Below are 18,549 nucleotides of genomic sequence, written 5' to 3'. Positions count from 1 at the left end.
GCCGGATGAGTGACGCTTCCCTGGTTTCCCGCTTCGACGCACTCCTCGCAGACCTGGACGGCGTGGTCTACGCCGGCCCGCACGCCATCCCGGGAGCCGTCGATGCGCTGAAGCAGCTCTCCGGGCTGGGCATCGGGCTGGGCTACGTAACGAACAACGCCTCCCGCTCCCCGGCGGAGGTGGCCGGGCACCTTCGCGAGCTTGGTGCCCCGGCAGAGGACAACCAGGTGGTCAGCTCGTCCCAAGCGGCGGCGGACCTGCTGGCCTCGCTTCTCCCGGCCGGCTCACGGGTCCTGATCACCGGCAGTTCCGCGCTGGCCCGGGAAATAGAGTTGGCAGGCCTGGTACCGGTTGGCAGCCAGGACGAGGAACCCGTGGCCGTGGTGCAGGGCTTCAGCCCGTCCATCGGCTGGAAGGACCTGGCGGAAGCCACCTATGTGGTGTCTGCCGGTGCCCTGTGGGTTGCAACAAACACCGACATGTCCATTCCGCAGGCCCGCGGCATCGCACCCGGGAACGGGACCCTGGTGGCCGCCGTCGCGGCGGCGACCGGACAGAAGCCCAAAGTCGCCGGCAAACCCGAGGCACCGCTGTTCCACTCCGCCGCCAAGCGCCTCGGTGCCGAGCGTCCCTTGGTCGTGGGCGACCGGCTGGACACGGACATCCTGGGCGGCAACAACGCAGGCTTTGCCACGGTCGCCGTCCTGACCGGCGTCGACACCCGGGAAAGCATCCTCGCGGCGCGGTCCGCGGAACGGCCCGACTACATCATCGAAGACCTTGCCGGGCTGCACCGTCCGTACCCGGACGTGACGCACGACGACGGCACGTACGCATGCGGCCAGGCGACGGCACGCGTGGCCAACGGCGCGGTGGGCATCATTGGCAGCAAGGAAGACCTTGATTCCTGGCGGGCAGCATGTGCCGCCTGGTGGGCTGCGACCCCGGACGCATCCGCCCCGCAGGCGCCCAAGCTGGTGTGGATGGATCACTAGGATGGTTCCATGACTGAGCTGACCGAACCGGACAACGTGCCAGCCCAGCCTGCTCCCGAGTGGCCGCAGGCCGTCGGACAGGACATCCCCGATCCAGGCGTGGCACAGGCGGTCGACCGTCTCCAGGAGATACCCCGGCTTCCAACCGCCGGTCACGAAGACGTGTACAACCGGCTTCACGACGACCTGCTGGCCGCGCTCAACACCGACCCCACGGATAGCGCACCTGCCGCCAATGCTCCCGCAGGAGGCAGCGCCTGATGCCCGTCCGCCTCGACCAGGCACTGGTGGCCCGCGGCCTGGCACGCTCACGCACCCACGCGGCGTCGCTCATCGCGGAAGGCAAGGTCAGTTCCGGCGGCCAGGTCCTCGCCAAAGCATCCCTCCAGATCGATGACGGCCGGGACATCGCCGTCGAGCATGATGACCAGGATGTTTACGCCAGCCGTGCCGGTCACAAGCTGGCCGGTGCCCTTGACGCCTTTCCGGCGATCACCGTCCAGGGCAAGAGGTGCCTTGACGCCGGCGCCTCCACCGGCGGCTTCACGGACGTCCTGCTCCGCCGCGGGGCCGCGCACGTGGTGGCGGTCGACGTCGGGCACGGCCAGTTGGTGCCGCACCTCCGCAACGACCCGCGCGTGGCCGTCCACGAGGGAATGAATGTCCGGTACATGGCGCCGGAGGACATCGGCGGGACGTGCGCCCTGACGGTGGCCGACCTCTCCTTCATTTCGCTCACCCTGGTGGTGCGGCCGCTGGCGGCCTGCACCGACCCTGGCGGCGACCTGGTGCTCATGGTGAAGCCGCAATTCGAAATCGGCAAGGACCGCCTGGGCCGGACGGGTGTGGTCACGTCGGAGCGCGAACGCAGGCTGGCCGTAGAGAAAGTCGCCATGGCGGCGCTCGACGCCGGCCTGGACCTGTGCGGGCTGGCGGTCAGCCCGCTTCCGGGACAGGATGGCAACGTCGAATACTTCCTGTGGATAAAACGCAGGAACACCCAAGACTTGCCTAAGATCGAAGAGCGAGAGGCAGCAGCCGCTGCGTTGCTCGGACAAATCTGGCCGAACCACTAGAGAGCGGAACCTGATGAGCAGGCGTGTATTGGTCCTTGCCCACACCGGCCGCGAGGAATCACTGAAGGCTGCCTGGGAGGCCTGCGCCCTGCTGCACGCGTCGGGCATCGTCCCTGTGATGCAGGAGTCCGAGCTGGGGGACATGGAGCGTTTTTTTGGCCACCTGGCCCAGCCGGTGGAGGTGCTCCACGACCATGTCCAGCTGTCCGACGTTGAACTCGTCATGGTCCTTGGCGGCGACGGAACCATCCTGCGCGCAGCCGAACTGGTCCGCGAGGAGGACGTGCCCCTGCTGGGCGTCAACCTTGGGCACGTGGGCTTCCTGGCCGAAAGCGAACGGGCGGACCTGGCCCAGACCGTCGACTGGATCGCCAGCCGTGAATACACGGTGGAAGAGCGGATGACGATTGACGTCCAGGTGTGGGTCAGGGGACAAAAGATTTGGCACACCTGGGCTTTAAACGAAGCCGCCATCGAGAAGGCCAACCGCGAACGTATGCTCGAAGTTGTGACCGAAGTGGATGAGCGCCCGCTCACGTCCTTCGGCTCGGACGGCATCGTACTGGCCACCCCAACCGGTTCCACGGCCTACGCGTTCTCTGCCGGCGGACCCGTGGTCTGGCCGGAAGTGGAAGCCTTGGTGATCGTGCCCATCAGTGCGCACGCGCTGTTTGCCAAGCCACTGGTTGTCTCGCCCCGGTCCAGGCTGGCCGTCGAGGTGCTCGGCCGCACCGACGCGCAGGGTGTGCTGTGGTGTGACGGCCGGCGCTCCGTGGACCTGCCGCCCGGCGCCCGCGTCGAGGTCACCAAGTCCGCCAACCCGGTGCGGCTGGCCCGCACCCACCAGACCCCCTTCTCTGCCCGCCTGGTCCGCAAGTTCGAACTGCCCATCCACGGCTGGCGCGGCCCCGTGCCCAAAGCCGACGCAGTGCACACCGGCCCCATCCCGCTGGTCCGCACGCCACGGCCCATGCCGCCGTTGCAGGTCCCGGAGCCGGACGGCGCCGGCGGCGACCCCGATCCGTCGACTGCAAAGTGAATCCATGATTGAAGAACTGAGAATCCGCGATCTGGGCGTCATCACCGACGCAACGCTGCCGCTCGGCCCGGGCCTGAGCGTGGTGACCGGCGAAACCGGTGCCGGCAAGACCATGGTGGTCACCGCCGTCGGCCTCCTGCTGGGTGCCCGGTCGGATGCCGGGGCCGTCCGCAGCGGCGCGAAGAGCGCCACGGCCGAGGCCGTCCTGAAGCTTGAAGCCGGGCATCCGGCCATCGCCCGCGCCCTTGATGCCGGCGCGGAAGCAGAAGAGTTCGACGACGGCGCCGAGCTGATCCTGGCCCGCCGCCTGGGCGCGGACGGACGCAGCCGGGCGTTCCTGGGCGGCCGGGCCGCTCCGGTGGGTGTACTGGCCGAGATCGGCGAGTCGCTGGTGGTGGTGCATGGCCAGTCGGACCAGATCCGGCTCAAGAGCGCCACGGCCCAGCGGGAGGCGCTCGACAAGTTCGCCGGCGATGTCCTGGCCGGGCCCTTGGCCGCCTACCAGGAGCTCTACGGCCGGTGGAAGGCCAGCCAGGCAGAGCTGGACAGCCTGCGCAGCGCCGCCCGCGACCGGCTCCGGGAAGCGGAGTCGCTGGAGGCGGCCCTCGCGGAGATCGACGGCGTGGACCCCCAGCCCGGCGAGGACGAGCAGCTGAAGGCCGAAGCCGTAAAGCTTGCGAACGTTGAGGAACTCCGGATCGCCGCCAGCACCGCCCACCAGGCCCTCATCGCCGAGGACTTTGGCGAAGCCGCCGATGCAACCACGCTTGTGGATGCTGCAAAGCGCACCCTGGAGCATGTGGCAGAGCACGATGCCGAGCTCGGTTCCGCCGCCGCACGCCTGGCCGAAGTTGGTTTCCTGCTCAACGACATCGCCACGGAACTTGCCAGCTACCAGGCAGGACTGGACTCGGAAGGGCCGGAACGGCTTGCCGAAATCGAGGACCGCAGGGGCGCCTTGGCCAAGCTGGTCCGCAAGTACGCACCCACCATTGACGAGGTGCTGGTGTGGGCTGAAACTGCGCGGGTTCGGTACGACGAACTGCAGGACGACTCCTCCCGGATCGAGGCGCTGGACGCCGAGGTGGTGCGGGCCGAAGCGGAGCTCCAGAAGCAGTCGGCGGCCATCAGCAAGATCCGGTCCAAGGCCGCCAAGGACCTCTCGGCCCGTGTCAGCGCCGAATTGACGGCGCTGGCCATGGCAGACGCCACCCTGGTGATCAACCTGGAACCAGCCGGACAACTGGGCCCGCACGGCGCGGACGACATCAGTTTCCTGCTCCAGCCCCATTCCGGCGCTCCGGCCCGGCCGCTGGGCAAGGGTGCATCCGGCGGTGAATTGTCCCGCGTCATGCTGGCCATCGAGGTAGTGCTTGCCGCCGTGGATCCGGTCCCCACGTTCGTCTTCGACGAGGTGGACGCCGGGGTGGGCGGACGGGCCGCCGTTGAGATCGGCCGGCGCCTGGCGATGCTGGCCCGACACGTGCAGGTGCTGGTGGTCACCCACCTTCCCCAGGTGGCTGCTTTCGCTGACCAGCACATCACGGTGACCAAAACCTCGGTCAGGGGAGCGGACGGCAAAACCGCCACAGGCTTCACGTCCAGTGATGTCCGCCTCCTCGACGGTCCCGAACGGGTCCGTGAACTGGCCCGCATGCTGGCAGGCCAGGAGGACTCCGAATCCGCGCAGGCACACGCCCGCGAACTGCTGGACGACGCCAAGCTCCTGCCCCAGCGGGCCTGACGGGACAACGACGGGATGGCTGAATTGATGATAGGCTCGAATTCCGTGGTGCAGCGATCAAATTCCCGTGTAAATTCCCGGTTCCCGGGCTCCTCCAAGACGACGAAGCACATTTTCGTCACCGGCGGTGTGGCGTCCTCGCTCGGTAAGGGACTGACGGCTTCAAGCCTTGGTCACCTGCTCCGGGCCCGCGGCCTGTCCGTGACGATGCAGAAGCTCGATCCCTACCTGAACGTGGATCCGGGCACAATGAACCCCTTCCAGCACGGCGAGGTCTTCGTGACCGACGACGGCGCCGAGACGGACCTCGACATCGGGCACTACGAGCGCTTCCTCGACGAGAACCTTGAAGGTTCCGCGAACGTTACCACCGGCCAGGTGTACTCCACGGTGATCGCGAAGGAACGCCGCGGCGAATACCTCGGCGACACCGTCCAGGTCATCCCGCACATCACGGATGAGATCAAGCGCCGCATGCGCCTGCCCGCCGAGGGAAAGAACGCCCCCGACGTCATCATCACCGAAATCGGCGGCACCGTTGGCGACATCGAGTCCCAGCCGTTCCTCGAATCCGCCCGCCAGGTCCGCCAGGACATCGGCCGCGGCAACGTCTTCTTCCTGCACGTCTCGCTGGTGCCCTACATCGGGCCGTCCCAGGAATTGAAAACCAAGCCCACGCAGCACTCCGTGGCCGCGCTGCGCTCCATCGGCATCCAGCCCGAAGCGATCGTGATCCGTTCGGACCGCGAAGTTCCCGAAGCCATGCGGGAAAAGATCGGCCGGATGTGCGACGTCGACATCGACGCCGTGGTCAACGCCGCCGACGCCCCGAGCATCTACGACATCCCCAAGACCCTGCACTCCCAGGGACTGGACTCCTACATCGTCCGCGCCCTCGACCTGCCGTTCAAGGACGTCGACTGGACCAGCTGGGACAAACTGCTCGACGCCGTCCACAACCCCAAGCACCACGTCGAGATCGCCCTGGTGGGCAAGTACATCGACCTGCCCGACGCCTACCTTTCGGTGACCGAAGCACTGCGCGCCGGCGGCTTCGCCAACGAGGCCAAGGTGAAGATCCGCTGGGTCCCGTCCGACGAGTGCGAGACGCGCGAAGGCGCCATTAAAGCGCTCGACGGCGTCGACGCCATCTGCGTGCCGGGCGGCTTCGGCATCCGCGGACTGGAAGGGAAGCTCGGCGCCTTGAAGTTCGCCCGCGAAACCAAGCTCCCCGTCCTGGGTTTGTGCCTGGGCCTGCAGTGCATGGTCATCGAGTACGCCCGCAACGTGGTGGGCCTGGAGGGTGCCTCTTCCAGCGAGTTCGAACCGGACTCCAAATACCCCGTCATCGCCACGATGGAGGAACAGCTCGAGTTCGTCGAAGGGGGCGGAGACCTCGGCGGAACCATGCGCCTGGGCCTCTACGAAGCCAAGCTTGACGAAGGCTCGGTCATCGCCGGAACGTACGGCGCCACCACTGTCAGCGAACGCCACCGGCACCGGTACGAGGTCAACAACAAGTACCGCCAGCAGATTGCCGACAAGGGCCTGGTCTTCTCAGGTACCTCGCCGGACGGCAAGCTGGTGGAGTTCGTCGAGCTGCCCGCCGACGTTCACCCTTACTACGTGGCCACGCAGGCGCACCCCGAGTTGAGCTCGCGGCCCACCCGCCCGCACCCGCTGTTCGCCGGCCTGGTCAAGGCGGCCCTGGACCACCAAAGCGCCGGATCCCAGGCGGTTGCCGACACGGCTGCGCCCGTGGCCGGGAAGGCCGCGGCATCCGGTACGGTTACCGCTAAGTAGTCAATAGAGCAGAAGAAGGACGGCGCGATGCCTGGTACACCTGAAACCACCCCTGCAACGCAGGTTTCGGATGCACCAAGCCCGCGCCGTCTTTTGTCTACCGAGAAGGTGTACCAGGGCCGGATCTGGGACGTCGTCAGCGACACTTTCCAGCTTTCCGAGTCCGGGGATGCGCTGACCCGCGACTATATCGACCACCCCGGGGCAGTGGCTGTCCTGCCCATGGATGCCGAGGGCCGCATCCTGCTCCTAAAGCAGTACCGGCACCCGGTAGGGATGGATTTGTGGGAGGTGCCGGCCGGCCTGCTCGACGTCGAAGGCGAAGACTTCGTGGTGGGCGCCGCCCGCGAACTTGCCGAGGAAGCCGACCTTGCCGCCGGAACCTGGAACGTCCTTGCCGACGTCTTCAATTCGCCCGGCTCGTCCAGCGAAGCAATCCGCATCTACCTGGCCCGCGACCTCACCGAGATCCCGCACCACGAACGCCACGAGCGGACCGAGGAGGAAGCGGAGATCGAGTTCCACTGGATCAGCCTGGACGATGCCGTGGCCTCCGTCCTGGCCGGGCGCCTGCACAACCCCTCCGCCGTCGTCGGGATCCTTGCCGCCGCAGCCGCCCGCGCCGGCAACTTCCAGGAACTCCGCCCAGCCGACGCCCCCTGGCCCGCGCACCCCAGCCAGCGCTGATGGGTCCCGGTCCTTCGGCTGAACCGGTGCCTTCCGCCGGACCGGCGCCGCGAACCGCTGCGGCCGCTGCAGACGCGGAACCGGCAGCAGGACGTTCCGGGGCCATCGACCGGGCCATCACCGATTATTTGCAGCACGTGGGCGTGGAGCGGGGATTGGCCGCCAACACACTGGCGGCCTACCGCCGCGACCTCGCCCGGTACGCCCGGTACCTCGCGGCCGCCGGCTGCAGCCGCCCGGAGGACATCACCCGTCATCATGTCACCGGCTACGTCCGCGCCCTCTCCGACGGTTCCGACGGCGGCTCCGCCTTGGGAGTGCGGTCAGCGGCCAGGACAGTGGTGGCGGTAAGGGGACTGCACAAGTTCTGGGCCCTCGAAGGGTACACGCCGGCCGATCCCGCCAGCGAAGTCCATCCGCCGATGGCCGGCAAACGGCTGCCCAAAGCCATCAGTGTGGACGAGGTGACCCGCATCCTCGAGGCCGCGGGCACTGATACTGCCACCGGGTTGAGGGACCGGGCCCTGCTCGAATTCCTCTATTCCACCGGAGCGCGGATCAGCGAGGCGGTGGGGCTGGACGTCGATGACATCACCCTCGCGGAGCCCGGGGCGGGTCCCGCCATCGTCCGGCTGTTCGGCAAGGGCTCGAAGGAACGGCTGGTCCCGCTGGGGTCGTACGGGGCACGCGCCCTCGATGCCTACCTGATCCGCGGCCGCCCGCTGCTCGCCGCCAAGGGCAAAGGCACACCGGCCCTGTTCCTCAATGCCCGCGGCGGACGGATCAGCAGGCAGAGCGCCTGGACCATCCTGAAGGCTGCTGCGGAGAAAGCCAACATCACCAGGGACGTCTCACCCCACACGCTGCGCCACTCGTTCGCCACCCACCTCCTCGAAGGGGGCGCCGATGTCCGGGTGGTGCAGGAACTGCTGGGCCACGCCTCCGTAACCACCACCCAGGTCTACACGCTGGTCACCGCCGACACACTGCGGGAGATCTACGCCGCCGCCCATCCGAGGGCTCTGGGCTAGCCGGCCCCGGGGCCTGCCGGCGGCAGGAAAAGATCGTTTACCCGGCCAGGTCCAGGGTTACTTCCGCTGCGCCGAGGGACAGCGCCAGGATCGAAGTGCCCAGTCCGGCCACGAGCAGCAGCCCCGGGTGGGCGAGGGCAATCACTACCTGCCGGAGCTGCGGCGAGCGGTGCAGGAACCCTGACGGCACACGCGAATGCACCGGTACCTGGCGCCAGCCCCGAAGGCGTCGCAGGAACCACGCGCAGCGCACGATCAGTGCCATCCACAGCACGGACACAACCAGCGGGACGGCCGCGGCGAGCAGGCTGAGTCCCAGCGAGGTGACTTCCCGCTCCGAATCGCCGGCAAGCGCCTGGACCGTGGTTGAAATTGAGGCGCTGGCCACGACCGAGATGCCCCACACCAGGAAAGCGGCAGTCAACGCCAGGAACCTGACGAAGAAGTGCGAGAGCACAGATTCCCGTGTTGGCCGGAGGTATCGGCGCGGAGTTGCGTGAAGCACGGCCACAGTGCACGCCAAGGTAGGCAGGGCGGCCATCCCCACGCAGGCGTACCAGGTCCAGTCGGCCAGGTCCAGGTACTCGTCGGCAACGATTAGCACCGCCCACGCACCAGTCCACGCCCACCCGGCATACAGCGGATTCCGGGCCAGCCAGCCCGGCAACGGCACGGGGCGGCGAAGCACGGCCCCAACTCTTGGTGCAGGGGTGGAGTGGTCCTCTCCAGCCGGGTTCATGGGCCTCACTGTAGCAATGGGGAATGGCCCGTGGCAGCAGGCGTGATGCAGTCCGGTATCCGCGGAAGTGCCGGTTAGGCTGGAGCCATGACCGCAGCCGCCGTGACTCTTTGCTTCCTGCTCCGCGACGGGGCCGACGGGACTGAGGTCCTTCTGGGGCTGAAGCAGACAGGTTTCGGCAAGGGCAAGATCGTGGGCATCGGCGGCCACGTGGAACCGGGGGAGACCGACGCGCAGGCCGTGATCCGTGAGGTGCTCGAGGAAACCGCCGTCGTGCTCCGCCACGAAGATCTGTCCGACGCCGGAACCGTCCGCTTTGTTTTTCCGGCGCGGCCGGAATGGAACATGGCCACCCGGCTCTTCACCGCGCGCACCTGGCACGGCGATCCGGTGCCCAGCGATGAGATCCTGCCTGAGTGGTTCAACGTGGAGGCCCTCCCGGTGGAGCGCATGTGGCAGGACGCCGACCACTGGCTGCCTGTGGTGCTCGAAGGCCGCCGGGTGAACGTGGTGGTCACCATGCACACCGATAACGAGTCCGTCGCGTCGTCTGAAAGCCTCCTGGGCCAGGAGGGCGGCCAGGGCTGTTAAACGGCCGACGGCGGGCGGCCACCTGGGTGCCCGCCCGCCGTCGGCCGTTCCTGCCAAACGCTAGGCCAGGTGCCGTTCCTCCACACCGTTGTACTCGCTCAGCGGGCGGATCAGCGAGTTCGAGTCCAACTGCTCCATGATGTGCGCGGTCCAGCCGGTGATCCGGCTGGCCACGAACAGGGGAGTGAAGGTAGGGGTGTCGAAGCCCATGAGGTGGTAGGTGGGCCCGGCGGGGTAGTCGAGGTTGGGCTTGATGGCCTTGGCCTCGTCCATCGCGGTTTCCAGCCCGTTGTACAGTCCCAGCAGCTCCGGGCGGCCGTAGTGGGCGATCATCTTGTCCAAGGCGGCCTTCATGGTGGGAACCCGGGAGTCGCCGTGCTTGTAGACCCGGTGGCCGAATCCCATGACCTTCTTCTTCTCGGCCAGGGCATCTTCCATCCATGCTTTGGCCCTGGCGGCGGCTTCTTCGAGGGATTCCTCCTGCCGGATGCCGATCTCGTCGAAGGTGTGCATGACGGCTTCGTTGGCGCCGCCGTGCAGCGGACCCTTGAGGGCCCCGATGGCTCCGGTCACTGCGGAGTGCAGGTCCGAGAGTGTCGAGGTGATCACGCGGGCGGTGAAAGTCGAGGCGTTGAAGGAGTGCTCAGCGTAGAGGATCATCGAAACGTTGAAGGCCTCCACCACCTCCGGGACCTGTTCTTCGCCGAAGGCCATCCAGAGGAAGTTTGCCGAGTAGCCCAGGTCATCGCGCGGTTCAACCACGTCCTGGCCGTGCCTGCGGCGCTGGTCGTAGGCCACCACCGCGGGCATGGCGGCGAACAGGTCGATGGCCTTGGCCATGTTGGCGTCCCGGGACGAATCTTCGGCCAGGGGGTGCCGTGCGCCCATCACCGAGGCTGCGGTGCGGCAAACATCCATCGGATGGGCCGTGGTGGGCAACGCGTCGATGACTGTCTTGACCACCGGATCCAGGGCCCGGCCGGCCCGTTCCCGCGCGGAAAACTCGGCGAGCTGTTCTTTCGCGGGCAGCTCCCCGTTCCACAGCAGGTAGGCGACTTCCTCGAAGCTGCACTTGGCAGCCAGTTCCTGGACAGGGTAGCCGCGGTAGAGCAGCGAGTTGGTGTCCGGGTTGACCTTCGACACCGCGGTGTAATCCACCACGACGCCGGCGAGGCCTTTTTTGATCTCATTTTCAGCCATGCTGAAACTCCTTTGTTCCTAACGCCTGTTGACCGGCCGGGGCCGGCAGCCCGGTGGGGGTGTCAGATTCCGGGGATCTGGAAGTTGAAGACCCCGGTGTCAAAGCGGTTGTAGGCCTCGTAGTCGACGAGGTCATAGAGACGCGCGCGGGTCAGCATGCTCGAAACCTGGGCCTCCTGGGTGCCGTCGGATTTGATCGATTCCAGAGTACGCTCAGCAGCGCCCATGGCACTACGGAGCAGCGTGACCGGGTAGATCACCATGTTGACGCCGACGCCGGCCAGTTGGTCAACCGTGAAGAGGTCGCTTTTGCCGAATTCGGTCATGTTGGCCAGGATCGGGACGTCCACGGCATCGCGGATCGCCTGGAATTCGCTGAGGTCCTTCATGGCTTCCGGGAAGATTGCGTCCGCTCCGGCGTCCACGAGGGCCCTGGCGCGCTGCTGTGCCGCCTCGAGTCCGTCGGTGGCCCTGATATCGGTGCGCGCCATGATCAGGAAGTTCGGATCGCGCCGGGCGTCGGCCGCGGCGCGGATCCGCTTGGTGGCGGTCTCGAGGTCCACCACGTTCTTGCCGTCGAGGTGGCCGCAGCGCTTGGGGTTGAACTGGTCCTCGATATGCAGGCCGGCCAGGCCCGCGTTCTCGAGTTCCTGCACGGTGCGTGCCACATTCATGGGTTCGCCAAAGCCGGTGTCGGCGTCCACGATCGAGGGCAGGTCTGTCATCCGGGCGATCTGCCCAGCCCGGGTAGCCACCTCGGTAAGGGTGGTCAGCCCGATGTCCGGCAGGCCGAGGTCGTTGGCGAGGACCGCGCCGGAGATGTACACCCCGGCGAAGCCCTTTTCCTCGATCAGTCGCGCGGAGAGCGGGTTGAAGGCACCGGGGAACTGCTGGATGGTCCCGGAGGCCAGCAGTTGCCGAAACCGGATCCGCTTCTGTTCCGGGGTGGTCTTCGAATACAGCATCAGAAGAGTCCCTTCGGTGCTGCCGCCAGGTCGATGACGCCGGGGGCGGCGGTGATGTTCAGCTGGTCCAGCTCGCCCGCGGCGAGGTCGGGGAGGCGTTCGACGGCGGCGAGGAACCTTTCGATCTCGGCCTCCTCCACGAGCCCGGCGGCAAGGGTACGGAACTTGTTGACGTACTGCTCCCGGGCGAACGGCCGGGCGCCCAGCGGGTGGGCGTCGGCGACGGCGATCTGGTCGGTGATGACGGTGCCGTCCTTGAGCGTGATTTCCACCGAACCGCCGAAGGCCTTCTCGGCGATGTCCAGGGAGTGGTAGCGGCGGGTCCATTCGGGGTCCTCGACCGTGGTGACCTTGTGCCACAGTTCCACGGTGTCCGGGCGGCCGGCTCGTTCCGGGGCGTAGGAGTCGACGTGGTGCCAGGCGCCGTCCTGCAGCGCGACGGTGAAGATGTACGGGATGGAGTGGTCCAGGGTCTCGCGGGACGCGGTGGGGCTGTACTTCTGAGGGTCGTTGGCGCCGGAGCCGATCACGTAATGCGTGTGGTGGCTGGTCTTGATCAGCACGGACTCGACGTTGGCCGGGTCGGTGACCTCCGGGTGTTCCCCGTGCAGCTTGCGGGCCAGGTCGATCCAGGCCTGGGCCTGGTATTCGGCGGAGTGCTCCTTGGTGTACGTGTCCAGGATGGCACGCTTGGCCTCGCCGTCCTCTGGCAGTGGCACCGAGTAGTTGGCATCGGGGCCATCGAGCATCCACGCGATCACGCCGTCTTCGCCTTCGTAGATGGGCACGGGGGAGGTCTGGCCGCGCATGGCACGGTCGGTGGACTCCACGGCCATCTTGCCGGCGAAGGCGGGGGCGTGGGCCTTCCAGGTGGAGATCTCGCCCTTGCGTGACTGGCGGGTGGCGGTGGTGGTGTGCAGCGCCTGGCCCACGGACTGGAAGATAGTTTCGACGTCGAGGCCCAGCAGGGTGCCGATGCCGGCCGCGGCGGAGGGGCCGAGGTGGGCCACGTGGTCGATCTTGTGTTTGTGCAGGCAGATGGCTTTGACCAGGTTGACCTGGATCTCATAGCCGGTGGCGATGCCGCGCACCAGGTCCTGGCCGCTGGAGCCGACGTGCTGGGCAACGGCGAGGATCGGCGGGATGTTGTCGCCCGGGTGGGAGTAGTCCGCGGCCAGGAAGGTGTCGTGGTAGTCGAGTTCGCGGACCGCGACGCCGTTGGCCCAGGCCGCCCATTCCGGGGCCACGCGCTCCTCGATACCAAAGACCTTCGAGCCCTTGCCGCCGGTGGTAGGGCCGTGGGTGAGCGCCTGGGCGCGGGCGGCAACGATGGGGGCCCGGTTCAGGGACGCGATGGCCACGGAGGCGTTGTCGATGATCCGGTTGATCACCATGTCGGTGACGTCATCGGTAACCGCCACAGGATCCGCGGCCACCTTGGCGATCTTGAAGGCAAGCTGGTCCTCGCGGGCCAGGTTCTCTTCGCTCTTGTAGACGCGGACGTGGTGTTCCTTAACCATGGTGCTCCTTGTGGTGGGATGCGTGGGTTGCTTTGACGTGGGAGAGGCTGCGGTGCAGGTGCACAATCGTGGCTGCTTCGGCGAGCCTGGGGTTGCCTGCGGCGATTGCCTCGGCGATCGCGGCGTGCTCGGCGGCCGCGGCCGCCAGGCGCGCGGCGTCATCGGCGGCCAACCTGCGGATGCGGACCAAGTGCACGCGAAGGCTTCGCATGGCCTGGGCCAGGTAGGAGTTGGAGATGGCGGCATCGATGGCGGTATCCAGGCGTCCCACCAGCTCGTAGTACTCGTGGCGCGTGGGATCGTTACCGTTGATCATCTCCGGTGCGCGGACCAGTTCACCCCGCAACTGTTCGAAAGTGGCGGCATCGCCTCGGCCGGCAGCCAGCGCAGCAGCCTTGCCTTCAAGGGTTTCGCGCAGTTCGAACAGTTCGTCGATGTCCTCAAGGGAGATATCCGTGACCACCACACCGCGGCCGCCCGGCGTCGTCAGGCCTTCCGCGGTGAGCCGGCCGAGGGCCTCGCGGAGCGGGGTGCGCGAGACGCCGAGCCGTTCGGACTGCTCCACCTCGGCCAGGACCGTCCCGGGGGCAAGCCGCCATTCGACAATGTCGTCCCGGAGGGCGGCGTAGGCCTTCTCGCTGGCACGCACGGGAGTCTCCTTCCTCGGTAGATGAACATCAGTGTATACATAGACTGCTGATCGACCAAGCAAATTCACCATTGTCCGGCCTTTAGCCGCAGTTCTGTATACACAGGTCTTGTGGTGAGCCTCCTAAGGAACTAGCATGACCTGCATCACAATGTCGTGGACGGGATGACTTCATGGGCACCAGCAGCTATCGGGAATGCTATGGGCGCAGCGTGCAGCGGCCGGAGGACTTCTGGCGAGACGCCGCCCGGGCCGTCGACTGGAGCGTCCAGCCCACCCGCGCCCTGGATTCGAGCCGCGCCCCGCTCTACCGCTGGTTCCCCGACGGTGAGCTGAATACCTGCTACAACGCGCTGGACCGGCATGTGGCCGCAGGCCGCGGAGACCAGACGGCACTGATCTACGACTCCGCCATGCTGGGCATCCAGCAGCGCTTCAGCTATGCAGAACTCACCGAACTTGTGGCCCGTTTCGCCGGAGTGCTCCGGCGTAACGGTGTGGGCAAGGGCGACAGGGTGGTGATCTACCTGCCCATGATTCCTGAGGCCGCCATCGCCATGCTGGCCACTGCCCGCCTGGGCGCGATCCATTCGGTGGTCTTCGGCGGCTTCGCCCCCAAGGAACTTGCCGCCCGGATTCGCGACGCCGCCCCCGCCGTCGTCGTCACCGCCTCGGGCGGGCTCGAGCCCTCCCGCCGGATCGAATACCTGCCGGCCGTCGCCGAGGCGCTGGAGCTCGCCGGAACGCCGGCGACCCCGGTGCTGGTCAAGGGCCGGGACGGCTTCAAGGATTCCGCGGCGGACCACGCCGGCTGGCTGGACTGGGAGAGCGAAATGGCATCCGCGGATCCCGCCGCACCGGTGGACGTCATGGCCACGGATCCCCTCTACATCCTGTACACCTCCGGGACCACAGGCACCCCCAAAGGCGTGGTGCGGGACAACGGCGGCCACGCCGTCGCCTTGCGCTGGACCCTGGAAAACATCTACGACGTCGGTCCCGGCGACGTCATGTGGACCGCCTCGGACGTGGGCTGGGTGGTGGGCCACTCCTACATTGTCTACGGTCCGCTGCTGGCCGGCGCCACCACCGTGATCTACGAGGGCAAACCGGTGGGAACCCCCGACGCCGGTGCGTTCTGGCGGGTGATCCAGGACCACAGGGTCAACGTGCTCTTCACCGCCCCGACCGCGCTGCGGGCCATCCGCAAGGCCGACCCGGAGGCCATGCTGGTGAAGAACTACGACATCTCCAGCCTGCGGACCCTCTTCGCCGCGGGGGAGCGGCTGGACACGGACACCTTCCACTGGGCCTCCCGCGTCCTCGGCGTGCCCGTGGTGGACCACTGGTGGCAGACCGAGACCGGCTGGGCCATCTGCGCCAACCCGCGCGGACTGGACACACTGCCGATCAAGCCGGGCTCGCCCAGTGTTCCGATGCCCGGCTTCAGGCTGCGGATCCTCGACGCGGCCGGCCAGGAGGTGGAGGCCGGCACCGAGGGCAACATAGTCCTCGACCTGCCGCTCCCGCCAGGCACCCTTGCCACCCTGTGGCGGAATGACGAACGGTACATCTCCTCCTACCTGCAGGCGTTCGAGGGGAGCTACGCCACCGGAGACTCCGGCTACCGGGACAAGGATGGCTACCTCTTCGTGATGGGCCGCACCGACGACATCATCAACGTCGCCGGGCACCGGCTTTCCACCGGTGCCATGGAGCAGGTGATCGGCCAGCACCCGGCCGTTGCCGAATGCGCGGTGATCGGCGTCGCGGACTCCCTGAAGGGCCAGCGCCCCAGCGGCTATGTGGTGCTCAAATCCGGGGTGGACATACCCCCGGAACTCCTGGAGAAAGACCTGGTCGCCCTGGTGCGGCGGGACATCGGCGCGGTGGCGGATTTCAAGCACGTCACGGTGGTGGAGGCCCTGCCCAAGACCCGATCCGGAAAGATCCTCCGCAAGACCATGCGGCAGATCGCCGACGGAGAGGAGTACACCGTGCCGTCAACCATCGAGGACCCCCGGGTCATCGGCCAACTGGCCGGCGTACTGCGGCCGGAACGCGCAGCCGGAGACTGAGCCGCAGGAGTATACCGCCCTGGACCTTAGCGGGCGGTCCACCGGTATTCGTTCTCCGGCCTGCCGGGGGTGCCGTAGCGGGCCGTACGGGAAACGGTGCCGGCATCGGCAAGGTACTCCAGGTACCTCCGAGCCGTTACCCGGGACATGCCCAGGGCCTCCATGACTTCGGTGGCAGAGACTGCCCCGGGCTGTTGGCGGAGGAACTCCTGGACTGAACCGAGGGTGGAGGTGGAAAGCCCCTTGGGCAGCGGCAACTCCGAGGGAGCCCGCAAGCTGGCGAAGGCCTGGTCCACATCACTCTGCGAAGCGCCCCCTCTGCCTGCCCCGGCACCTGCCCCGGCCAGCTGCTGCCTGAACTGGCGGTAGCTTTCGAGCTTGTCGGAGAACGTGGCGAACGTGAACGGTTTGATCAGGTACTGGACCACGCCGATGGCGACGGCACTGCGGACGATGGCCAATTCGCGGACGGCGGTGATGGCGATGATGTCGGCAAGGATTCCGGCCGAACGCATGCGCCGGGCAATGTCCAGGCCGTGCAGGTCCGGCAGGTTCATGTCCAGCAGGACCAGTTCCACGGGCTCTCCGGCCGCCACGAACTCGTTCAGCAGCCGCAGGGCCGACTGGCCGTCCGGGGCAGTGCCGGCGAGCTCGAATCCGGGCAGCCGCCCCACGTAGGCGGCGTGGGCTGCGGAGGCGATCGCTTCATCCTCAACGACGAGGACCCGGATGTTGCTCACTGGCTGTGCTCCTTTTCCGGGGGCACCGCCGCGGGCAGGAATACTTCGAACTTGGCGCCGTTCCGTCCATTGATGGCCAGCGTACCGCCCAAACGCCCGACAGCCTGCCGGACCAGCGCCAGTCCGACCCCCCGGCCCCCGGGACCGGCCGGCTTCGTGCTGAAGCCATGCCGGAAGATCAGTTCGGCATTGGCCGGGTCGATGGGGGTCCCGGAATCGTTGACGGCGATGTCCAGTCCTTCCTCGTCCGCTTCCAGGGTCAGCTGGACCCGCCGCGGAGCGGGAGCATCGGCTGCCGCGTCAATGGCGTTGTCCAGCAGGTTGCCCATGATCGTCACCAGGTCCTGGACGGCCACACCCGGCGTCGAGCCCGAACCCAGGGTGGACACGTCCAGCTGCACCCCGCGTTCGTGGGCCTCGGCCACTTTTCCCATGACCAAGGCGCCCACCACCGGTTCGTCGATGGAGCTCACCATGTCATCGGTCAGCTGCTGGCTCAACGCCAGGTCCTTCGTGGCAAAGTCCAGGGCCTCCCCGGTCCGGCCCAGCTCAAGGAGCGAGACCATGGTGTGCAGCCGGTTGGCGTGTTCGTGGGTCTGCGCCCGCAACGCATCGGACAGGGTCCGCATGGTCTGCAGCTCGTTGCCCAGCGCTTCGATCTCCGTCCTGTCACGGAGTGTCGCAACCGTTCCGTACACCGGCACCTTGCCGCGCGCACCGGGGGACTCCGGGCCCCGGGCGGGGCCTTGGTTGACCACCAGCACGCGGGAACCTGTCAGGACCATCTCGTCCTTGGTGGTACGTCCGGACTCGAAGAGGCTGCGAAGCTCGCTGTCCAGCGGGAGATCGGCCAACGATGGCGGCTTGGTGGGATCATTGCTTCCGGTCTCGGCAAGGCCCAGCAGCTCGGCGGCCTGGTCGTTGTACATCACCACCCGCTTCCTGGCATCGATCAGGATCAGCCCTTCCCGGACCGAGTGGAGTACCGACTCGTAGTAGGCGAACAGCTGGGCCAACTGTTCGGGGCCCCAGCCGCGGGTCACGCGGCGAAGGTACCGGCCCAGCAGCCAGGAGGCCAGGGACCCGCCCACCAGCAGGGCAATGCCCAGGGCCAGCAGCACGGGGAGCCGGGCAGCGAACGCAACGTCGACGTTGCGGACCGTAACACCCACAGCCACCAGCGCCTTGATTGTTCCCGCTGAATCCTTGACCGGAACGATGGTCCGGACGGAAGGGCCGAGGGTACCCGCCGTGACTTCCGTAAAGGTGCGCCCCTGGAGGGCGGCATCGATGGAACCGATATATGGCCGGCCCAGTTCCTCATCCCGGGGATGCGTCCAGCGGGTCCGGTCGGGAGCCATGATGGTGATGAAGTCCACCCGTGCCGCGGCGGTGACATCCTTGGCGTACGGCTGCAGGAGGACGGAGGGATCCGGCGTGGCTGCTGCTTGGAGCACCAAAGGATTGGCGGCGATGGAGGCAGCCACGCCCTCCATCCGGCGGCCGGCTTCATCATAGGTCCGGTCCCGTGCGTCGAGGTAGGCGGCAGTTCCTACGATGGCGATGAAGCACACCACGATCAGCAGGTTTGCCACGAAGAGCCGGCGGGCGATACTCCAACGGTGGATCATGCGTACCTCCATCTGACCCTGCGGGTGCCGCGACCAATATGAACGCAACGGTGAGCTGGAT

General features: G+C 67.3%; 17 protein-coding genes. 10 read left to right on the top strand and 7 right to left on the bottom strand.

The features are described from left to right. The first annotated feature begins 5 nt into the window (after positions 1-5). From AC4EEO_RS11675 to xerD, 8 genes are read left to right on the top strand one after another with little or no spacing between them, the layout of a single operon-like run. Positions 6-995: an HAD-IIA family hydrolase gene (locus AC4EEO_RS11675; RefSeq protein ID WP_018763497.1), complete on the top strand. Its 990-nt coding sequence runs from the start codon at positions 6-8 to the stop codon at positions 993-995. A gap of 9 nt (positions 996-1,004) precedes the next feature. Further along, on the top strand, positions 1,005-1,256 hold the full coding sequence (locus AC4EEO_RS11670) for a hypothetical protein (RefSeq protein ID WP_491329706.1): 252 nt from the start codon (positions 1,005-1,007) through the stop codon (positions 1,254-1,256). Next, on the top strand, positions 1,256-2,071 hold the full coding sequence (locus AC4EEO_RS11665; protein WP_109864176.1) for a TlyA family RNA methyltransferase: 816 nt from the start codon (positions 1,256-1,258) through the stop codon (positions 2,069-2,071). Before AC4EEO_RS11670 ends, AC4EEO_RS11665 begins: the two co-directional genes overlap by 1 nt. A gap of 13 nt (positions 2,072-2,084) precedes the next feature. After that, a complete protein-coding gene (locus AC4EEO_RS11660; RefSeq protein WP_026265079.1) occupies positions 2,085-3,110 on the top strand; it encodes an NAD kinase in 1,026 nt (341 codons plus the stop codon). Between the two features lie 4 nt (positions 3,111-3,114). After that, positions 3,115-4,854, top strand: a complete 1,740-nt coding sequence (recN, locus tag AC4EEO_RS11655; RefSeq protein WP_285318348.1) for a DNA repair protein RecN — start codon at positions 3,115-3,117, stop codon at positions 4,852-4,854. A 27-nt stretch (positions 4,855-4,881) separates the two neighbouring features. Beyond that, a complete protein-coding gene (pyrG, locus tag AC4EEO_RS11650) occupies positions 4,882-6,657 on the top strand; it encodes a CTP synthase (RefSeq protein WP_491340420.1) in 1,776 nt (591 codons plus the stop codon). A gap of 27 nt (positions 6,658-6,684) precedes the next feature. Beyond that, the gene (locus tag AC4EEO_RS11645; protein WP_491338891.1) at positions 6,685-7,344 is read left to right on the top strand and encodes an NUDIX domain-containing protein; all 660 of its coding nucleotides are present in this window, start codon (positions 6,685-6,687) and stop codon (positions 7,342-7,344) included. Further along, positions 7,344-8,375: a site-specific tyrosine recombinase XerD gene (gene xerD / locus AC4EEO_RS11640; RefSeq protein WP_026265082.1), complete on the top strand. Its 1,032-nt coding sequence runs from the start codon at positions 7,344-7,346 to the stop codon at positions 8,373-8,375. Before AC4EEO_RS11645 ends, xerD begins: the two co-directional genes overlap by 1 nt. A gap of 37 nt (positions 8,376-8,412) precedes the next feature. Here xerD and AC4EEO_RS11635 read toward each other — a convergent pair whose 3' ends face one another. Beyond that, a complete protein-coding gene (locus AC4EEO_RS11635; protein ID WP_491338890.1) occupies positions 8,413-9,114 on the bottom strand; it encodes a hypothetical protein in 702 nt (233 codons plus the stop codon). An 87-nt stretch (positions 9,115-9,201) separates the two neighbouring features. Between AC4EEO_RS11635 and AC4EEO_RS11630 the strand changes: the two genes are divergently transcribed. Continuing rightward, positions 9,202-9,705 (top strand): 8-oxo-dGTP diphosphatase, encoded by a 504-nt coding sequence (locus AC4EEO_RS11630; RefSeq protein ID WP_491338889.1) that lies wholly within the window; start codon positions 9,202-9,204, stop codon positions 9,703-9,705. Between the two features lie 60 nt (positions 9,706-9,765). Here AC4EEO_RS11630 and AC4EEO_RS11625 read toward each other — a convergent pair whose 3' ends face one another. From AC4EEO_RS11625 to AC4EEO_RS11610, 4 genes are all read right to left on the bottom strand, one after another. Further along, on the bottom strand, positions 9,766-10,905 hold the full coding sequence (locus AC4EEO_RS11625) for a bifunctional 2-methylcitrate synthase/citrate synthase (protein WP_491338888.1): 1,140 nt from the start codon (positions 10,903-10,905) through the stop codon (positions 9,766-9,768). A gap of 62 nt (positions 10,906-10,967) precedes the next feature. Further along, positions 10,968-11,870, bottom strand: a complete 903-nt coding sequence (gene prpB / locus AC4EEO_RS11620) for a methylisocitrate lyase (RefSeq protein WP_491338887.1) — start codon at positions 11,868-11,870, stop codon at positions 10,968-10,970. Continuing rightward, positions 11,870-13,390 carry an MmgE/PrpD family protein gene (locus AC4EEO_RS11615; protein ID WP_491338886.1) on the bottom strand — a complete coding sequence of 507 codons (1,521 nt, stop codon included), beginning with the start codon at positions 13,388-13,390 and terminating at the stop codon, positions 11,870-11,872. Before AC4EEO_RS11615 ends, prpB begins: the two co-directional genes overlap by 1 nt. Next, positions 13,383-14,039: a GntR family transcriptional regulator gene (locus AC4EEO_RS11610; RefSeq protein ID WP_491338885.1), complete on the bottom strand. Its 657-nt coding sequence runs from the start codon at positions 14,037-14,039 to the stop codon at positions 13,383-13,385. Before AC4EEO_RS11610 ends, AC4EEO_RS11615 begins: the two co-directional genes overlap by 8 nt. A gap of 173 nt (positions 14,040-14,212) precedes the next feature. Between AC4EEO_RS11610 and AC4EEO_RS11605 the strand changes: the two genes are divergently transcribed. After that, positions 14,213-16,117 carry a propionyl-CoA synthetase gene (locus AC4EEO_RS11605; protein WP_491338884.1) on the top strand — a complete coding sequence of 635 codons (1,905 nt, stop codon included), beginning with the start codon at positions 14,213-14,215 and terminating at the stop codon, positions 16,115-16,117. A gap of 26 nt (positions 16,118-16,143) precedes the next feature. Here AC4EEO_RS11605 and AC4EEO_RS11600 read toward each other — a convergent pair whose 3' ends face one another. After that, positions 16,144-16,857: a response regulator gene (locus AC4EEO_RS11600; protein ID WP_018763512.1), complete on the bottom strand. Its 714-nt coding sequence runs from the start codon at positions 16,855-16,857 to the stop codon at positions 16,144-16,146. Beyond that, positions 16,854-18,488 carry a sensor histidine kinase gene (locus AC4EEO_RS11595; protein ID WP_491338883.1) on the bottom strand — a complete coding sequence of 545 codons (1,635 nt, stop codon included), beginning with the start codon at positions 18,486-18,488 and terminating at the stop codon, positions 16,854-16,856. The genes AC4EEO_RS11600 and AC4EEO_RS11595 overlap by 4 nt, the downstream gene beginning before the upstream one ends. Positions 18,489-18,549 lie beyond the last annotated feature (61 nt).

Source organism: Pseudarthrobacter sp. MOO13 (assembly GCF_058267655.1).
Note: the sequence above shows the minus strand (reverse complement) of the source record. Positions and strands in the feature narration are given on the sequence as shown.

Excerpts from the sequence above, each read along its gene's own strand:
- AC4EEO_RS11675 (WP_018763497.1), top strand. The coding sequence starts at position 6 with ATGAGTGACGCTTCCCTGGTTTCCCGCTTCGACGCACTCCTCGCAGAC.
- AC4EEO_RS11670 (WP_491329706.1), top strand. The coding sequence starts at position 1,005 with ATGACTGAGCTGACCGAACCGGACAACGTGCCAGCCCAGCCTGCTCCC.
- AC4EEO_RS11665 (WP_109864176.1), top strand. The coding sequence starts at position 1,256 with ATGCCCGTCCGCCTCGACCAGGCACTGGTGGCCCGCGGCCTGGCACGC.
- AC4EEO_RS11660 (WP_026265079.1), top strand. The coding sequence starts at position 2,085 with ATGAGCAGGCGTGTATTGGTCCTTGCCCACACCGGCCGCGAGGAATCA.
- recN (WP_285318348.1), top strand. The coding sequence starts at position 3,115 with ATGATTGAAGAACTGAGAATCCGCGATCTGGGCGTCATCACCGACGCA.
- pyrG (WP_491340420.1), top strand. The coding sequence starts at position 4,882 with ATGATAGGCTCGAATTCCGTGGTGCAGCGATCAAATTCCCGTGTAAAT.
- AC4EEO_RS11645 (WP_491338891.1), top strand. The coding sequence starts at position 6,685 with ATGCCTGGTACACCTGAAACCACCCCTGCAACGCAGGTTTCGGATGCA.
- xerD (WP_026265082.1), top strand. The coding sequence starts at position 7,344 with ATGGGTCCCGGTCCTTCGGCTGAACCGGTGCCTTCCGCCGGACCGGCG.
- AC4EEO_RS11635 (WP_491338890.1), bottom strand. The coding sequence starts at position 9,114 with ATGAACCCGGCTGGAGAGGACCACTCCACCCCTGCACCAAGAGTTGGG.
- AC4EEO_RS11630 (WP_491338889.1), top strand. The coding sequence starts at position 9,202 with ATGACCGCAGCCGCCGTGACTCTTTGCTTCCTGCTCCGCGACGGGGCC.
- AC4EEO_RS11625 (WP_491338888.1), bottom strand. The coding sequence starts at position 10,905 with ATGGCTGAAAATGAGATCAAAAAAGGCCTCGCCGGCGTCGTGGTGGAT.
- prpB (WP_491338887.1), bottom strand. The coding sequence starts at position 11,870 with ATGCTGTATTCGAAGACCACCCCGGAACAGAAGCGGATCCGGTTTCGG.
- AC4EEO_RS11615 (WP_491338886.1), bottom strand. The coding sequence starts at position 13,390 with ATGGTTAAGGAACACCACGTCCGCGTCTACAAGAGCGAAGAGAACCTG.
- AC4EEO_RS11605 (WP_491338884.1), top strand. The coding sequence starts at position 14,213 with ATGGGCACCAGCAGCTATCGGGAATGCTATGGGCGCAGCGTGCAGCGG.
- AC4EEO_RS11595 (WP_491338883.1), bottom strand. The coding sequence starts at position 18,488 with ATGATCCACCGTTGGAGTATCGCCCGCCGGCTCTTCGTGGCAAACCTG.